A 17,031-nucleotide genomic window follows, 5' to 3' on the forward strand; every position below is an offset into this window, starting at 1 on the left:
AAGAAGGAAAGGGGAATGAGGATGAAAGGATCAGTTGAATGGATAATGGTTGTGGTGGCAGCAGTGTTTGAGGTTGGCTGGGTGATCGGGCTGAAATATGCCGCTGCGGCAGGAGAGTGGGCGCTGACAGTAGCAGCGATCATCGTCAGCTTTGGACTGTTAATCCGGGCAGGCCGGCGTCTGCCTGTCGGTACGGTGTATGCGGTCTTTGTTGGCCTTGGCACGGCGGGAACCGTGGCGATGGACATTATATTATTCGGGGAACCGCTGCGTTTATCCGTATTGTTTTTTCTCGCGCTTTTGCTTGCTGGCATTATCGGGTTAAAAGCGGCAACAAGTACAAAGGAAGTAGAGAAGGAGGCTAACTAATATGGCATGGTTTTATGTGATCGTTGCTGGCTTCTTTGAGATGCTCGGGGTGACAATGATGAACCAGTTTCATAAAAGCAAATCCGGCGCAAGCCTGCTTGCGCTGTTCGCCGCGTTTGCGGTCAGCTTCTTTTTGTTGTCGCTGGCGTTGGAAACGTTGCCGATGGGAACGGCCTACGCGATTTGGACCGGAATCGGGGCGGCAGGCGGAGCACTCATCGGAATGCTTTTTTACGGTGAAGCGAAAAGCATCACCCGGATGGTCTGTTTAAGCATGATCATTGCCGCTGTAATCGGCTTGAAACTCGTCACGGCATAAGAGATTAGCTGGGAAAAGCCAGATCATGTATACTGACAATAAGTGATCTGTTGAGAAAGGATGTTTTTATGAAAAAAGCGGTGGTATTAGCCGAAAAGCCGTCCGTCGCCCGCGATATTGCCAGAGTGCTGCGCTGCGAGCGGAAGGGAAATGGCTTTCTAGAAGGGGATAAATATATTGTCACGTGGGCGCTGGGTCATCTCGTCACGCTGGCTGAGCCTGAAGTCTATGGGGAAACGTATCAGACGTGGAAGCTGGAGGATTTGCCGATGCTGCCGAAGCGCCTGCAGCTCGTGGTTATTAAGCAGACGAGCAAGCAGTTCCATGCGGTAAAGGCACAGCTGCAACGAAAGGATGTCGACAGTGTGATCATCGCCACCGACGCCGGACGTGAAGGGGAGCTGGTCGCCAGATGGATTCTGGAGAAAGCCCATGTTAATAAGCCATTGAAACGGCTCTGGATCTCCTCGGTTACCGACCAGGCGATTAAGCAAGGCTTTGCCAAGCTTGCCGACGCGAAAAAATATGAAGGCCTTTATCACTCGGCCGTTGCCCGTTCAGAAGCGGACTGGTACGTCGGAATGAATGGAACGCGGGCGCTGACGACTAAATTTCAGGCGCAGTTATCGTGCGGACGCGTGCAGACGCCAACATTGGCGATGATTGCGAAAAGGGAAGCTGATATCCGTTCGTTCAAGCCCGTCCCTTATTACCAGCTGGCGCTGACAACCGCACAGGGGCTGACGCTGCAATGGCACGATCCAAAGACGAAGGAGCAGCGCATCTTTGATCGCGCCAAAGCAGAGAAGCTGGAACAACTGTTGAAAAACGCCGAGGGTGTCGTTACCGCAGTGGAGACGGTGAAAAAGAAAACACCTCCTCCGCAGCTGTACGATTTAACAGAATTGCAGCGTGAAGCGAACAGCCGCTACGGATTTTCGGCCAAGGAAACGCTGTCGATTCTGCAGCGCTTATACGAGCAGCATAAGGCTGTGACCTACCCGCGGACCGATTCGCGCTATCTTTCCTCCGATCTTGTTGGAACGCTGGCGGAACGGATTAAGGCGTGTGACGTGCAGCCATTTCGGAAGGTCGTTGCTTCGCTGAAAGGACGCTCATTTGATCAGAGGCTTGCCTGCATCAATGATAAGCATGTTTCCGATCATCATGCGATTATTCCGACCGAGCAGGCCCCGGCTCCGGCTGCGCTAAGTGAAAAAGAGACAAAGCTGTACCGCCTTGTTGTCCGCCGTTTTCTTGCCGCTCTTTTTCCGGCAGCCGAATATGAGCAGACGACGATTAGTGCAAAAGTTGCAGGGGAACAGCTTTCTGCTAAAGGAAAACGCACGCTCTCGCCGGGCTGGAGGGAAGTGTATGCCGGGGATGATTCCCGCACAGAGGAGGACGTCGACATTCCCCGTCTGAAAAAAGGTGACCAACTTCGCTCTGGCAAGGTCGAACTGAAGCACGGGGAAACGAAGCCGCCGGCCCGACTGACTGAAGCGACGCTGCTTTCCGCAATGGAAAAGCCGATGGCTTTTTTAAGCAAGGAGGAGAAGGAGCTCGCCGATACGCTTGGCAAAACAGGCGGAATCGGAACGGTGGCGACAAGAGCCGACATCATCGAGAAACTGCTGCAAACACAGCTAATGGAAAAGAGAGGAAAAGAGCTGTTTCTGACGGGAAAGGGGAGGCAGTTGCTTGACCTCGTTCCCGAGGACCTTCAATCTCCGGCTTTAACAGCCGAATGGGAGCTGAAGCTGGAGAAAATCGCCAAAGGCGAACTGAGCAAATCGCAGTTTGTCGAGGAAATGAAGCAGTACGCCGCCAACATTGTGAAATCAATCAAGCAAAGCGACAAAACGTTCAAGCATGACAATATTACGGGAACGCCGTGCCCGCAATGCGGAAAGCTGCTGATTGAGCTGAAAACAAAGCATGGCAAAAAACGGGTCTGCCAGGATCGGCAGTGTGGCTATAAGAAAAATATTGCAAAGGTGACCAACGCCCGTTGTCCGAAATGCAAAAAGAAGCTGGAGCTTTGGGGAGAAGGGGAAGGACAAACTTTTGTTTGCAGCTGTGGTCACCGTGAGAAGCTGTCGGCTTTTCAGGAGCGGCGAAAAGAGAATCAGCATAAGAAAGTGTCAAAAAAAGAAGTCGCCAACTATATGAAAAAGCAAAACGAAGACGAGTTTGCAAACAACGCTCTGGCCGAAGCATTGGCTAAGCTGAAGCTGGATAAATAGAAGGGAAGCCTGAGACAAAAGGTTGGCATGGACCTTTTGCCAGGCTTGCTTTTTCAGCAATGGCAGCAGGACGGATTTTATTCATATCTGGTGGAATCAGCCAATATCCTCATATAGAAGCGTGAATGTTGGCTGATGCTTGTCATTGTGGCTTTTTTGGCGGGGGATGTTTCAGCTTGACAATACATATATTAATATTTAATATATTACATATATCGCGAGTCCCTTTTTTGAATTTTTTTTGTAAGCGCTTTAAAATAACAAGCGGGGAAGAGAGGACACATTGTTATGGGGAAGTTCAAAGTAGTCGTCACGGATTTTGAATACAGTTCTCTTGATATTGAACGGGAAGTCCTTGAGGGCATTGGGGCGGAGCTCATTCCGGCGCAATGCCGGACAGAGGATGAGGTGCTCGAAGCGGTCAAAGAAGCCGATGCGATTTTGAATCAATATGCGCCCCTGTCCGAAAAGATAATCAACAAGCTCAATAACTGCAAAGTCATTGCGAAGTATGGCATCGGAGTCAATACGGTTGACATTAAGGCGGCAACGGAGGCGGGTATCTTAGTCTGCAATGTGTCGGACTACTGTCTGGATGAGGTGTCCGATCACGCATTTGCGTTGCTGATCGCCTGCGCCCGGAAAGTCGTCAAGCTGAACGCCGCGATTAAGGAAGACCGCTTATGGGATTTTAAGCAGGGGGTGCCGGTTTATCGGTTGAAAAACCGGACACTCGGCCTCGTGGGACTTGGAAGCATTCCGCGTGCTCTCGTTCCTAAAGCGCAGGCCTTTGGCTTAAAGGTAATGGCGTTTGACCCGTTTGTTTCAGCAGAAGTCGCCGCCGCATTGAATGTGGAGTTGGTTTCGCTGGAAGAGCTTTGCCAAAAATCCGACTATCTATCGATTCATGCGCCACTGACGGAGCAGACGCGCGGCATGATCAAAGCCGAGCATTTTAAATTGATGAAGAACGAAGCTTTTCTGATTAATACGGCGAGAGGGCCGGTCGTTGATGAGGCGGCGCTCATCTTTGCTCTGCAGAATGGAGAGATTGCCGGGGCGGGACTAGATGTCGTCGAAACGGAGCCTATAGCAGTCGACCATCCATTTTTGAAGATGGATCATGTCATCCTCAATCCGCATGTCGCCTGGTACTCAGTGGAATCAGAGCAGGAGCTGAAGCGGAAATGTGCCGAGAATGTGGCCGCCGTGCTTACCGGTTATTATCCGCCATATATGGTGAATAAGGAGGTGAAGCCGAAAATAGCGCTGAAGGCTAAACAGAATCTCGTAGTCTAGTGAATGAATCGGCTTTTTGAACAGATAAGAAAGTATAAGACCTTCGGGTTGATTCGAGGAAGGGTGGCGGCTTCGCACGTTACGCAGATGGCTGATGAAAGCCCGTTTTCAGCCATCCTTATAAAGAGGGTAGCGGCTCCGCACACCGCTTCTAAGATAAGCCGCTACGAGGTTTTCTTAAAAGCAGTTTACAGGAGGTGGCTTGAGTGAATGAGGGGAAGGTTGCGATCGTTACAGGAGGAGTAACAGGTCTCGGACGGGCGGTCGTTGAACGATTAAGCAGCAAAGGGATTCGTATTGCAATTGTCGGTATTACAGAAGAGCTTGGCCGCGAAACGGAGCGTTCGCTGCAGGGGCAGGGAAGAAGCGTTGTCTATTATGACGGGGATGTCGCAGACGAAGAGGCGGTTTCCCGGGTGGTTTCCGAAATTTACCGTGATTTTGGCAGAATTGATTATTTAGTCAATGCGGCGGGAATTATTACGCGCGCTCCGGCGAAAAGCGTTCAAAAGGATGACTATCAACGGGTCTTGTCAATTAATTTGGTCGGCGGTTTGTTGATGTGCCAGGCGGTCTACCCGTTTATGGCCAAGGACGGCGGTGGCAGTATTGTTAATTTCGGCTCGATGCTCGCTCATTATGGCAGCAAAAACTTAATCAGCTACGCCTCGTCCAAGGGGGCTGTCATCCAAATGACAAAGTGCCTGGCCGTAGACTGGGCAGAAGACAATATTCGCGTGAATGCTGTCAGTCCGGGCTATATTGAAACGCAGCTGTCTGCCGGGGCAACAAAGGACCCGGTGTTTAAGGAGCGGATTCTTTCCCGCACTCCGCAAAGAAGGTTCGGAAAACCGGAAGAGGTGGCGGCGGTGATTGATTTTCTGCTGTCGGACGATGCGAGCTTCGTCACGGGCGTGGATATTCCGATAGATGGTGGTTTGTTGGCCGGCGATCCAGTGCTTTATCCGCCAGCCGCTCAATCATAAACAAGGAGAAAAAAGGAGGAACATTAAAATGAGTATTGATTTAAACACGTTTACAGAACAGATGGGCTTGCCAGATCAGGCAATTGATTTGAATGAAATTCCATGGGTGCCGCAAGGAGATCGTGTTTGGTTTAAACCGGTGCGTTTTAATCTGGCAACGGGAGCCTGGATTAATCTGTTAAAGGTCAGACCGGGTGGTGTGGTCAACCGGCATCGCCACACAGGCGGTCAAGTGCTGGCCTACACGATTCAGGGGGAATGGCGCTATTTAGAACGGGAGTGGTCAGCCAAGCCGGGGACATTCGTCTTTGAACCGCCGGGTGACATTCATACGCTTACCGTCGATGGTGAAGAGGATATGATCACGATCTTTATGCTCGAAGGCACAATCCAGTACCTCGATGATCAGGACCAAGTGATCGTCCAGGACGACGTCTTCAGCAAAATGAAACGCTACTACGACTACTGTGACCAGCACAACATCGAAAAGAAAAATCTCGTTTACTGAAGCTCCGTCCTCTCAGAATGGTTTTTCCTGAGAGGACGGGGCGAAACAGTGTGTGCAGTCTGCGCCTGGTTTTAAAATCTGCTACCGAAACGGGTTTCTTCGGTATCAGATGAGCGCAGAACGAAGCCACTGTCTGAAGCGAGGCAATGAGTGGAAGCGCCACGTTCTTTTAAAGCCCGTTGTGAGTGGGTTTTTCACAACGGGCTTGTGGCGGGTGGAACCATTGCCGCTCAGAAAGATTTTTCCTTGGGACTGAGCTGAGCTAGTCAGTTTTAATTGATTTAAGCGGCTGTTTGGCCGGTCCTTCCACGACTTCACCTTTGAAGGAAAAGCGTGAGCCGTGGCAGGGACAATCCCATGTATGGTCGCCGTGATTCCAATGAACCTCACAGCCCATGTGAGTGCAGGTTGTATCGACGACGTGCAGGGTCCCGTCCTGTTCGCGGTAGGCGCCGGCACGTTTGCCATTCACGTTGACAATGGTACCCTCTCCCTTTTTAACCTCTTCCGGCTTGCGCTCTGTCTGGTCAAATTTCCCCTGGAAAAGCTGCTTGGCGACATCCGTGTTTTGCGAGATGAAATTCCTGATGCTTGGATCAGCGACAAAGCGGCCCGGGCTGAACAATTCCTGATAGCGGTTCGGACGCTGCAAAATAAGATCGCTGATCAACAGCGCGGCGACGGTACTGTTCGTCATCCCCCATTTCCGGTAGCCTGTCGCGACAAAAATGGAAGGATGAAGCTTCGAGTGCCGCCCGATATAAGGAATTTTGTCCAGGGTTGTTAAATCCTGCGCTGACCAGCGAAAGCGAATGTCCAGCGTCTGGAAGATTTCCTGCCCGTACTGCTCAAGCGCCTCGTAATGATTCAGCGTGTCTATGCCGTGGCCCGTTTTATGGTTTTGGCCGCCGATTAAAACGAGCTTTTCCCCATCCATCATCGTATAGCGCAAGGAACGGGACGGGGAATCAACGCTTAAATACATCCCTTCCGGAAAGTCATTATCCACTTTTGCGGCGACGACATAGGAGCGGGACGGGTACATTTTCGAGAAATACAAACCGCTTCCATCGAAGAAAGGAAAATGAGAGGCGATGACAACATGATCGGCCTCGACCTTCGCGCCGCTCTTTGTCAAAATAACCGGCCGGCTCTTCTCCTCAATATCGAGCGCAACGGTCTGTTCATAAATAGAACCGCCATTATCGACAATGCCTTTTATGAGGTGCGCGATATACATTAACGGATGGAATTGAGCCTGCTCCTTCATAACGAGGGCGGCTTTCACCGGAATGTTTTTCACCGGAATACTTGTCCGTAATTCCCCTGGAATCCCGAGCTCCTGATAAGCGTTGTACTCATCCTCGAGTTTTTTTACACCTTGATTCGTTGTTGTAAATAAATAGGCGTCCTGGTCAGAAAAATCGCATTCCATTTTTTCTTCTTTGACAAGGTTCCGGATGAAGCGCAAAGCGTCCATGCTTGCTTCATAGTAAAGCTTTGCCTGCTCCTTACCAATGTGTGAAATAAGCTCATCGTAAATGATGTCATGCTGGGCGGTTATTTTTGCGGTCGTATGACCGGTTGTACCATTGGCCAGCACATCGGCCTCTAGCAGAGCTACTCTTTTTCCGGCTTTGGCCAACAGGTAGGCTGTCGTCAAACCGGAGATGCCTCCACCGACAATCGCTACATCGGTTTCAATATCTTGACTGAGGGCGGGAAACGAAGCCAGCTGCGTGGAAACACGCCAAAATGGCTCAGGGCGTTCCGGCAGGGATGAATGCCGGTCGTTGTGATCTGTCATAACTATCTTCCTCCAATTCGTGGAATACTTTCTGCAAAGAAAAGTAAGTATAAAAAAGTGAATGACTTGTTATGCCGCTTTTGAAATGGTTACGTGATGTGGAGATCGATGAACATGCAGTTGTTTTTTAACATACCCACTTTCAGATGATTCAATGTAATCATTATCGAGTATGAAAGAGAGAAAGAGGAACGGGGTATACTAAGAGGAGGTCAGGAATGAAAAGATGCTGGTGGAAGGAAGCCGTTGCTTACCAGGTTTATCCGCGCAGCTTTAAGGATTCAAATGGCGATGGGAACGGCGATCTGCGGGGAATCATCGAAAAGCTGGACTATTTGAAGGAGCTGGGAATTGATTTAATCTGGCTTTGTCCTATATACGCTTCACCGAATGATGACAACGGCTATGATATCAGTGATTACGAAGCGATCCTGCCGATGTACGGGACGATGACGGATTTTGATTGCCTGTTGGAGGAAATTCATAAGCGGGGTATGAAGCTGATTCTTGATTTGGTCATTAACCACACTTCTGATGAGCATCAATGGTTTATTGAATCACGCTCCTCCAGAAGCTCTTCGAAGCGAGACTGGTATATATGGAGGGAACCAAAACAGGACGGCAGTGAGCCGAATAATTGGGAATCGATCTTTCACGGGTCGGCCTGGGAATATGATCGGCATACAGGGGACTACTATCTTCATCTTTTTTCAAAGAAGCAGCCTGATTTAAATTGGGAGAACGAAAAGGTTCGTCAAGCACTTTATCAGATGATAGACGGCTGGCTCGCTAAAGGGATTGATGGCTTCCGGGTCGATGCGATTTCCCATATTAAGAAGGCGGATGGTCTTCCTGATCTGCCCAACCCGAAAGGCTTGCGCTATGTTCCTTCCTTTGCCGGCCACCTGAATCAAAAAGGGATTGAGCGGTTTTTGCAGGAATTGAAGCAGCGTACATTTGCCAACTATGACATCGTCACGGTCGGCGAGGCGAATGGAGTATCCGCTGAAGAGGCCGGCTTATGGGTTGGAGAAGCTGACGGAGTTTTTAATATGATTTTTCAATTTGAGCATCTTGGCTTGTGGGGAAACGATGGGCGGCCATTTGATCTGAAAAAAGTGAAGCAAGTTCTCTCTACCTGGCAGGAAAAGCTGGACGGCGTTGGCTGGAATGCTTTATTTCTTGAAAATCATGATCAGCCAAGGAGCGTTTCCTCGTGGGGAAACGATGAACAATATTGGCGTGAGAGCGCTACCGCCCTGGCGACGGTATTCTTTTTTATGCAGGGGACGCCGTTTATTTATCAAGGGCAGGAAATCGGCATGACAAATGTCAGGTTTTCTTCAATTGATGAGTATCGTGATGTAAGCGCGAAAAATGAGTATCGGCTTAAACGGGAAGAAGGACTGACCAACGATGAGGCGCTTGCTGTAATTTGGACGAACGGAAGAGACAATGCCCGGACTCCGATGCAATGGGATGATTCGGCACATGCAGGCTTTTCAACGGCCGACAAAACATGGATCGGCGTCAATCCGAACTACCGCTCGATCAATGTCGCCGCCCAGGAACGAGACGTCGGCTCTGTCCTCTCCTATTACAAAGCGATGATCCGCCTGCGAAAAGGAGCCCTGCCGTTAATATATGGACGCTATGTGCTGGAGGCGAAGGATGACCCGGCCATCTATGCTTATCGCCGCGTGTTGCAGGGACAGTCGTATTTGATCATTGTCAATATGGTAGCGTCCGATTCTCAGCTCGAGGCTGGGCTGGCGGCACAGCTGAAGAAAATGGAGTTGCTGTTATCGAATCAGCAGGTCAGTTCTCACGCATGGTTTCGCCCTTACGAAGCGAGGGTATATAAAGAGCAGGAAAAGGGTGTTAGAGATTTAAATCCTTAACAATTATATTGCATTGACATTTTGGACATGGTATCATTAAAAGATGTTTTTTTATTTAAGTACGGTGGATAACACTGATAAAGGAGATTATATATTTGGCAACTTTTTATGAATTTGGCTTGGACCATCAAGTGGTGAGAGCCGTAACAGAAATGGGCTTTTCAGAAGCCACCCCTATTCAAACAGCGACGATACCAACAGCCTTGGAAGGTAAGGACATCATTGGACAGGCGCAAACGGGAACAGGAAAGACCGGTGCGTTTGGCGTGCCGTTAATTAATCGGATAAAGACGGAAGAGGATCATGTCCAGGCGTTAATTCTTGCGCCGACAAGAGAGCTGGCCAATCAGGTTTCAGAATCGCTGATTGCCTTTGGGAAATATAAGGGCGTCCGCACGGTCGTAGTTTACGGCGGACAGGATATGCGTAAGCAAATTCGCGACTTGAAGCGGAAGCCTCATGTGATCGTCGCCACACCTGGGCGTTTGATGGATCATATGCGCCGTAAGACGATCCGCCTTCAGGAAGTGGAGACAGTCGTTCTGGATGAAGCGGATGAAATGTTAAATATGGGTTTCATCGAAGATATTGAGACAATTTTGAAAGAGGTGCCGACTGAGCGCCAAACATTATTGTTCTCCGCGACAATGCCGAAGCGAATTGAAAAGCTGGCGCAAACCTTTATGAAGGAACCTGAGCTTATTGCGGTCAAAGCAAAAGAAGTAACAATGGAAAACATTGAGCAGCAATATATTGAGCTTGCGGAGCGTGACAAGTTTGATGCGTTATGCCGGTTAATTGACATTCACACGCCGGAACTGGCGATCGTATTTGGCCGGACGAAGCGTCGGGTTGATGAACTGGCAGAAGCACTCGCAAAACGCGGCTATCGTGCGGAAGGAATTCACGGAGACCTGAATCAGGCGAAGCGTGACAGTGTGCTGCGCAAATTTAAGAACGGATTGATTGATGTTCTTGTCGCTACCGATGTGGCGGCGCGCGGACTCGACATTAGCGGAGTGACGCATGTCTATAACTTCGATTTGCCGCAGGACCCGGAAAGCTACGTCCACCGGATTGGACGGACAGGACGTGCCGGGAAATCCGGTGTGGCGGTAACCTTTGCGACACCGCGTGAAAAGGATCATGTTAAAGCGATTGAACGTTTATCGAAGAAGAAAATGACAAAGCGTGAAATGCCGTCTTTTGAGGAAGCAATTGAAGGCCAGCAGCAGCTTGCGCTTAGCCAGCTTCGCTCATTGATTGCAGATGGAGGAGCTGACGCCTACCGTCAAGCGGCCAAGGAGCTTCTGCAGGAATCGGATGCAGCAACAGCGCTTGCCGCAGCTTTGAAGCTTCTGACAAAAGAGCCGGATATGACGCCGGTTCGCCTTACAGCTGAAGCACCGTTGCGTGCGAAAAAACGCCGCGAAGGTGGAGGCTCAGCCGCAGGGAAACCATATCGCCAGCTTCGGGGAGATGATCGCCGTCGCCCGCAGTATCGCGGGAAGGAAAGCGGTCGTCGTCAGTCGTCGCATGGCCGTGGTGGACAACAGCGTAAAGCCAAGCATCACGCGTAAAGGAAAAGCCACTAGGCGATGAAGGAAGTATAAAGATTTTCGGGGCGGGGCATCGGCTTCACGCGTTACGCGGCGAGCTGAAGGGCCCCGCTTTTAGGTAGGGCGGTACGCGTTTTTCTTAAGCGATTGTAAATTATGTTAGCATTTTTTTAAGTTTAAGCGGAAAGGGTTGTCTCTTCTGTGTTCGGTTGGTATCTTGAAGGTGACCCACACAAGTAAGACTCTTCATCGTATTACCCCTTGATTGAGATCGGCTGAGCAGCTCGCTTCAGCCGACTTTTTTTTATTTCCTATACAACTGCTAATTATAGTAAAGAAATGGATAGAAAAGGTTTTATGTAAGATTATCTGACATTGTTATTGCGGAAATCTTCAATCAGCTTTAAAGTAAAACATAACAAATTGATGTCACATAAGATTACATGAAAAGGAAGTGTTTGGGGATGACGGTATCTGCACCAACAAGAGAGAGCTTAATAGAAACGATCAAGGAAACGATTAAAGCGAAGAATGTCGAATTACTTCACATGCAGTTTGTTGACATTGAAGGGACATTAAAGCATGTTACAGTCACAGCTGAGCAAATTGATCAGGTTGTTGACGGGAAGGTGATGTTTGACGGTTCTTCCATCACAGGCTACACGCCGATTAACCGTTCTGACTTGTATTTAGCACCTGATTTAACAACGTTCGCTGTATTGCCTTGGACAGTCGAAGACGGATATTCAGAAGCACGCTTTCTATGCAGTGTAACAAATCCAGACGGTTCTGACTTTGAGGGTGATCCTCGTAACGTACTAAAAAAAACAGTTGAACGGGCCAAAGAGAAGGGCTATTCGATTAATGTAGGACCTGAGCTTGAATTCTTCTTATTTGAAACGGATGAATATGGACAGCCAACACTAAGAACACAGGACGTCGGCGGTTATTTTGAACCATCGCCAAAAGACTTAGGGGAACGCGTTCGTTTGGAAATCTATAGAGCGTTGAAAATGATGAACTTCACGATTGAAGCTTCTCACCATGAAGTGGCAATCGGTCAGCATGAAATTAACTTTAAATATGCCGATGCGTTAGGTTCGGCTGATGCAGCGACAACGTATAAATGGGTCGTCAAGACGGTAGCACAGCAATTTGGTTTGCATGCGACATTTATGCCAAAGCCGTTAGCAGGAGCAAACGGAAGTGGAATGCATACGAATATCTCGCTTTTTGATGTTGAGAAGCAGGAAAATGCATTTTATGATGAGTCGGATGAGCTTGGACTATCAAAGACCGCATACCAGTTCATTGCTGGTTTAATGGAGAACGTCAAGGACTTTGTCGCGGTGACGAATCCGCTTGTTAACTCCTACAAGCGTCTCGTCCCAGGCTATGAAGCGCCTTGCTACATTGCCTGGTCGGCTTCAAACCGTTCAGCCTTAATCCGGATTCCGGCCACTCGCGGAGCTGGTACACGGGTGGAAATCCGTTGTCCGGACCCATCAGCCAATCCGTATTTCGCCTTTGCAATTGTCGCGACTGCCGGTCTTGACGGAATAGAGCGTCAATTATCAGCTGCTCCAGCTGTTGATGCGGATATCTTTGCGATGGATGTCGCGGAGATTGAAGAGCGCGGGATTGAGAACTTACCGACGAACCTGGAAGCGGCGATTGACCGTTTTGAAGCAGGAGAAATTGGCCGTCGGGCATTGGGTGAGCATTCCTTCAGTGAGTATGTAGCGTTAAAGCGTGCAGAATATGATGAGTTCCGCACCACGGTTCATGGTTGGGAAGTTTCTGCCTACCAAGCGAAATTTTAAAGAGAAAGAGAGGCTGTGACAAAAGGTTGTTTTTTTACCTTTTTGTCGCAGCCTTTAAGCAATGAGCGGAACCGCCACGATCTTTTAAAGCCCGTTGTGAGTGGGTTTCTCACAACGGGCTTGTGGCGTGTGAAGCCATTGCCAGTAGGTCCAAAGCTAGTTTTGTCTCAAAGGGTATCAAAGGGCCTGCTTTCCCTTTTCGAGACTTTCACTTTTCCGGTGCCGCTGCCGAAAAGGCAGGTGGCGTCCCAGCTTTTGCAGGAAGCCGAGGCGGGAAGATGTAAAAATAAACAACCCGGTCCAGATAAAGAGAAAAGCGATCAGCTGCGAGAGATGGAACGGCTCCTTATAAAGAAAAACACCTAAGATGAGCATCAGCGTTGGAGCGATGTATTGAAGAAAGCCCATCAGCGATAGTGGAATCCGCCTCGCCCCTGTCGCGAACAACAGCAACGGGATCGCTGTAGCTGCTCCGGCGATGATCAACAGCCAGGCTGTCGTTGAATCGACAAAGAAGCTTCTGCTTTCTGCAAGCTGTTGATGATAGAAGTAAAGAAAGCCAAGGGCGAATGGCGCGGTAATTAACGTTTCGATCGTCAAGCCGAAAAGAGCGCCGATCTGGACGGTCTTCTTTAATAATCCGTATATTCCGAACGAACAGGCGAGAATCAGTGAGACCCATGGAACCACCCCGTAAAACAACGTCAATATCATGACCCCGATAAAGGCTAACACGAATGAGACGGCCTGCCAACGCGTAAAACGTTCCTTCAAAAATAAAATTCCGAGCAGCACGCTAATAAGCGGGTTGATATAATAACCGAGACTGGCTTCAACTACGCGCTCATTGGCAACGGCCCAGATAAATAAAAACCAGTTGATACTAATAAAAAAAGCAGCGAACGTAATCCCGAAAGCCGATTTTTTGTTGGAAAAAATGATCTTACATTCTTTCCAGAAGGCGGGAAGCTGTTTTCGCGCAAGTAAAAGAAGAAACATCAGAACCAATGACCAAATGATCCGGTGGGCCAACACTTCCATTGCCGGAACATGCTCAAGCAGTTTCCAGTAAAGCGGAAGAATTCCCCACAGCAAATAAGCCGTAACCGTTGCAATGACGCCATTACGGTAAGTAGTGTCCTGCATTCTCTCAGATCCTTTCCAAGAATAAAAGGTTTTTTACGAGTGTATGATAATATTTATTTCGTGTATAGAAACGTTTGATCATGAGTATACACTACTTAATGTAAATTGGCAAAAGGCAGGCTGATGTATGGAAGGAAAGCGAAAAAGGGCTCTGAATGAGCACGCGGGTATGAGTTGATGGGAATCCGGCTGGAGCGGAGAGTACCACTCCGGCCGGAACTAACTAACGTACATATTAGCAGAGGGAGACGCCCCCTGCCTACATTCCCCGGCGGTAGGCACCATGATTGGTAGGCCCGACGTATTGATTCAGCCGGAAGGAATGCTTTATCGCCGCAGTGATAAATTGCTTGGCCGTCTGCAGCGCGTCATCGACCGCCCGACCCTTAGCAAGCTCTGCCGCAATCGCTGCTGAGTAGGTGCAGCCGGCTCCATGCGTAAAGCTCGTTTCGATTGTTTCAGATTCTAATAAGGTAAAGTCTTTACCATCGTACAAGACATCAACCGCGCGATCGAGTCCGATTTTGCTGCCGCCTTTGACAATGACATACTTGGCGCCGAGATCATGTATTTTCGCTGCGGCAGCCTTCATGTCCTCCAGTGAAGTGATCGGACCGCCGCCGCTTAATTGGGCGGCCTCAAACAAGTTTGGTGTGACAACAAAGGCCTTTGGCACAAGGACGTCGCGCAGGCAGGCGTCCGTTTCCGGATTAAGGGCTTCATCTGCGCCCTTGCAGACCATAACTGGGTCGACGACGAGCTGCTTAAGCTGATAGTGCTCAACCTTTTGAGCGACGAGCTCAATGATCTCGATCGAACCGAGCATCCCCGTTTTAACGGCATCTATTCCAATACCCGCCAGCACTGTTTCAAGCTGTTTTTCTAACACGTGTACTGGCTGCGGGAAGACTTCGTGAAACCAGTCACGATGAGGGTCCTGCGCGACAATTGTCGTCAGGGCGTTCATTCCGTAAACCCCCAGCTCTTGAAATGTTTTTAAATCTGCCTGCAAGCCGGCTCCGCCGCTCGTATCTGAACCCGCGATCGTTAATGCTTTTGGCATTGACATAACGTTCATCCCCTCTTCTTTCATGATTTCTTTATTATACTAAAAGAACTAGTCATATTAAAGTAAGTGAGCGTCCTATCGTACATGAAACAAATCTCCTAGTTCGAAAAGTAGATTTTTATCATCTATGTAGTGGAAAAATAGAGTATAATGATCTAGAAATATATTATAAAATAGAAAATTCGAAAAAGAGAAAAGAGATGAGGAGGAAAGACATTGAGGGGAATTCGCGGGAGAATATTACTAGGGTTTTTATTTGTGGTCATTTTAATGATCGGCTATGCCGGCTATAGTGTGTGGAGTGTCCAGCAAACGAATCAGGAAATAGCGCAACTGGAGGAGGAAGAAGTACCGCTTTTGATGACAATGGAACGAATGGCGTTTAATGTTGCCAACCGTCTGGCTTTGTCGAGAGGGTATCTATTAATGGGGAATACTCAATATGTGGAGGATTTTCAAAAGTTAACTGATGAAAGTCGAGAGCTGGAAGAGTGGCTGTTGCAAAATACGGACGATGAAGTTCTGCATCACCTCGTCAATCGAACGCGTGAATGGCAAACGATCATGGTCGATGAGGTATTTCCTGCTCAGCAAAGTGGTGATGAGGACGAGGCGATGCTGATTCTGTTGTCGAGAGGAACTTCGCCGGCGCAGCAGATCATGCGGGCGTTTCAGGAGCAGTCTGAAGTAAATCGTGAAGCATTGGCGACGAAGTTGGATGAAATCAATACCCAGGGGTCGCGGCTGCAAATGACGACGATTTGGATTTCCGTAGCTGTCACGGTGCTTAGCATTATCAGCGGTCTTTTCATTGCGAGTATGATTGTCAAACCGATTAATGTGCTACTCGGTCGCGTCAACATTATCGCCAGCGGTGATTTAACGGGTGAGGAAATTCCAGTAAAGAAACAGGATGAAATCGGTCAATTGACGATGGCGTTCAATAGCATGCGTAACAATCTTCGCGATCTATTAACTAAAACGACGAATATGTCTGAACAGGTCGCGGCCACCGCTGAACAATTGTCGGCAAGTTCCCAGGAGACATCATCGGCGACCAATCAAATCGCCATGACGATCCAGGAGGTATCTACTGCGTCTGAGCAAACGCTTCATCGCTCACAGGAGAGCACACAATCAGCTCTGAAGGTTAATGAAGGAGTTGAGATGATTACTGAAGCCACTACAGGTGTCAGTACGATGGCGGAGGAAGCTTCCCGGGAAGCAAAAGAAGGAGAAGCTTCAATTGGACGGGCGGTCAGTCAAATTGGCACCATCCGGGAGACGGTTAGCCAGTCGGCTGAGTTCATTCAACAGCTCGGTGAGCGTTCCCATGAGATTGGAAATATTCTGGAGTTAATCACGTCGATTTCGGAGCAGACGAACCTGCTTGCTTTAAATGCCGCGATTGAGGCTGCACGGGCGGGTGAACATGGAAAAGGATTTGCCGTCGTAGCGGATGAGGTCCGTAAATTAGCCGAGGAATCAAGAGCATCAGCAGAAAAAATTTCGACGATGATTCTTCTCATTCAGGAAGATACGGAAAGAGCTGTGGAAGAGATGAATCGCGGTACTGCCGAAGTCGAGGTCGGAACAAAGGTTGTCCATGAAGTGGGAGAGTCATTTACCCGGATTTCGCATGCGGTTGAACGGGTCACGCAGGAAATGACCCATGTTTCTGCAGCGACAGAGCAGATTTCGCTACACACGAGCCGTCTTAATGAAGCGCTGTCAGAAATGGAGACGGCATCTGAACAAAATGCCGACGCGTCCCAGGGAGTAGCTGCCAGCACTGAGGAGCAATTGGCTTCTATGGAGGAAATCGCCAGCTCGGCAGAAGCGCTGAATCATTTATCAACGGAATTGCAAGAAGAGGTTAGCAAGTTTAAACTTTAATAAGCTTTTATTAGGAACAGGGTGCGAAAAGGCGAAACACAAGCCTTTTTACACCCTGTTTTTAATAAGTTGAAAGATTCGGATTTTTTGGAATAAAAAATAT

At 48.9% G+C, this 17,031-nt stretch carries 13 protein-coding genes; 10 read left to right on the plus strand and 3 right to left on the minus strand.

Features of this window, described 5'->3' with window-relative positions; all coding sequences use genetic code 11:
* The first annotated feature begins 21 nt into the window (after window positions 1–21).
* The 6 genes from M3212_RS04135 (at window position 22) to M3212_RS04160 (ending at window position 5,727) form a co-directional block, all read left to right on the plus strand.
* Window positions 22–369 (plus strand): DMT family transporter, encoded by a 348-nt coding sequence (locus M3212_RS04135; protein ID WP_251192690.1) that lies wholly within the window; start codon window positions 22–24, stop codon window positions 367–369.
* A gap of 1 nt (window position 370) precedes the next feature.
* Window positions 371–688 carry a DMT family transporter gene (locus tag M3212_RS04140; RefSeq protein ID WP_251192691.1) on the plus strand — a complete coding sequence of 106 codons (318 nt, stop codon included), beginning with the start codon at window positions 371–373 and terminating at the stop codon, window positions 686–688.
* A gap of 68 nt (window positions 689–756) precedes the next feature.
* On the plus strand, window positions 757–2,934 hold the full coding sequence (locus tag M3212_RS04145) for a DNA topoisomerase III (protein WP_251192692.1): 2,178 nt from the start codon (window positions 757–759) through the stop codon (window positions 2,932–2,934).
* Between the two features lie 288 nt (window positions 2,935–3,222).
* Window positions 3,223–4,233 carry a C-terminal binding protein gene (locus tag M3212_RS04150; RefSeq protein ID WP_251192693.1) on the plus strand — a complete coding sequence of 337 codons (1,011 nt, stop codon included), beginning with the start codon at window positions 3,223–3,225 and terminating at the stop codon, window positions 4,231–4,233.
* Window positions 4,234–4,439: 206 nt separating this feature from the next.
* Window positions 4,440–5,219 carry an SDR family NAD(P)-dependent oxidoreductase gene (locus M3212_RS04155; RefSeq protein ID WP_251192694.1) on the plus strand — a complete coding sequence of 260 codons (780 nt, stop codon included), beginning with the start codon at window positions 4,440–4,442 and terminating at the stop codon, window positions 5,217–5,219.
* 28 nt (window positions 5,220–5,247) lie between these two features.
* Complete coding sequence (locus M3212_RS04160; protein ID WP_251192695.1) at window positions 5,248–5,727, plus strand: 2,4'-dihydroxyacetophenone dioxygenase family protein; 480 nt, start codon at window positions 5,248–5,250, stop codon at window positions 5,725–5,727.
* 262 nt (window positions 5,728–5,989) lie between these two features.
* Here the strand turns inward: M3212_RS04160 and M3212_RS04165 are convergent, their stop codons facing one another.
* Window positions 5,990–7,534 (minus strand): FAD-dependent oxidoreductase, encoded by a 1,545-nt coding sequence (locus tag M3212_RS04165; RefSeq protein WP_251192696.1) that lies wholly within the window; start codon window positions 7,532–7,534, stop codon window positions 5,990–5,992.
* Between the two features lie 218 nt (window positions 7,535–7,752).
* Between M3212_RS04165 and M3212_RS04170 the strand changes: the two genes are divergently transcribed.
* From M3212_RS04170 to glnA, 3 genes are all read left to right on the plus strand, one after another.
* Window positions 7,753–9,435, plus strand: a complete 1,683-nt coding sequence (locus tag M3212_RS04170) for an alpha-glucosidase (protein ID WP_251192697.1) — start codon at window positions 7,753–7,755, stop codon at window positions 9,433–9,435.
* Between the two features lie 95 nt (window positions 9,436–9,530).
* Entirely contained in the window at window positions 9,531–11,015 is a 1,485-nt protein-coding gene (locus tag M3212_RS04175) for a DEAD/DEAH box helicase (RefSeq protein ID WP_251192698.1), read from the plus strand.
* A gap of 443 nt (window positions 11,016–11,458) precedes the next feature.
* Window positions 11,459–12,817, plus strand: a complete 1,359-nt coding sequence (gene glnA / locus M3212_RS04180; protein ID WP_251192699.1) for a type I glutamate--ammonia ligase — start codon at window positions 11,459–11,461, stop codon at window positions 12,815–12,817.
* Window positions 12,818–12,994: 177 nt separating this feature from the next.
* Here the strand turns inward: glnA and rarD are convergent, their stop codons facing one another.
* Together rarD and pdxK are read right to left on the minus strand one after the other, a co-directional pair.
* Window positions 12,995–13,963: an EamA family transporter RarD gene (gene rarD, locus M3212_RS04185; protein WP_251192700.1), complete on the minus strand. Its 969-nt coding sequence runs from the start codon at window positions 13,961–13,963 to the stop codon at window positions 12,995–12,997.
* A gap of 259 nt (window positions 13,964–14,222) precedes the next feature.
* Window positions 14,223–15,032 carry a pyridoxine/pyridoxal/pyridoxamine kinase gene (gene pdxK / locus M3212_RS04190; RefSeq protein ID WP_251192701.1) on the minus strand — a complete coding sequence of 270 codons (810 nt, stop codon included), beginning with the start codon at window positions 15,030–15,032 and terminating at the stop codon, window positions 14,223–14,225.
* Between the two features lie 216 nt (window positions 15,033–15,248).
* Between pdxK and M3212_RS04195 the strand changes: the two genes are divergently transcribed.
* Entirely contained in the window at window positions 15,249–16,928 is a 1,680-nt protein-coding gene (locus tag M3212_RS04195; RefSeq protein ID WP_251192702.1) for a methyl-accepting chemotaxis protein, read from the plus strand.
* The last annotated feature ends 103 nt before the right edge of the window (window positions 16,929–17,031 follow it).

This window comes from Halalkalibacter oceani, assembly GCF_023715705.1.
Taxonomy (GTDB): Bacteria; Bacillota; Bacilli; order Bacillales; family Bacillaceae_D; genus Halalkalibacter; species Halalkalibacter oceani_A.

Coding starts and splice junctions, on each gene's coding strand:
- M3212_RS04165 (WP_251192696.1), bottom strand. CDS start 7,534: ATGACAGATCACAACGACCGGCATTCATCCCTGCCGGAACGCCCTGAG.
- M3212_RS04140 (WP_251192691.1), top strand. CDS start 371: ATGGCATGGTTTTATGTGATCGTTGCTGGCTTCTTTGAGATGCTCGGG.
- pdxK (WP_251192701.1), bottom strand. CDS start 15,032: ATGTCAATGCCAAAAGCATTAACGATCGCGGGTTCAGATACGAGCGGC.
- M3212_RS04160 (WP_251192695.1), top strand. CDS start 5,248: ATGAGTATTGATTTAAACACGTTTACAGAACAGATGGGCTTGCCAGAT.
- M3212_RS04135 (WP_251192690.1), top strand. CDS start 22: ATGAAAGGATCAGTTGAATGGATAATGGTTGTGGTGGCAGCAGTGTTT.
- rarD (WP_251192700.1), bottom strand. CDS start 13,963: ATGCAGGACACTACTTACCGTAATGGCGTCATTGCAACGGTTACGGCT.
- M3212_RS04150 (WP_251192693.1), top strand. CDS start 3,223: ATGGGGAAGTTCAAAGTAGTCGTCACGGATTTTGAATACAGTTCTCTT.
- M3212_RS04145 (WP_251192692.1), top strand. CDS start 757: ATGAAAAAAGCGGTGGTATTAGCCGAAAAGCCGTCCGTCGCCCGCGAT.
- M3212_RS04170 (WP_251192697.1), top strand. CDS start 7,753: ATGAAAAGATGCTGGTGGAAGGAAGCCGTTGCTTACCAGGTTTATCCG.
- glnA (WP_251192699.1), top strand. CDS start 11,459: ATGACGGTATCTGCACCAACAAGAGAGAGCTTAATAGAAACGATCAAG.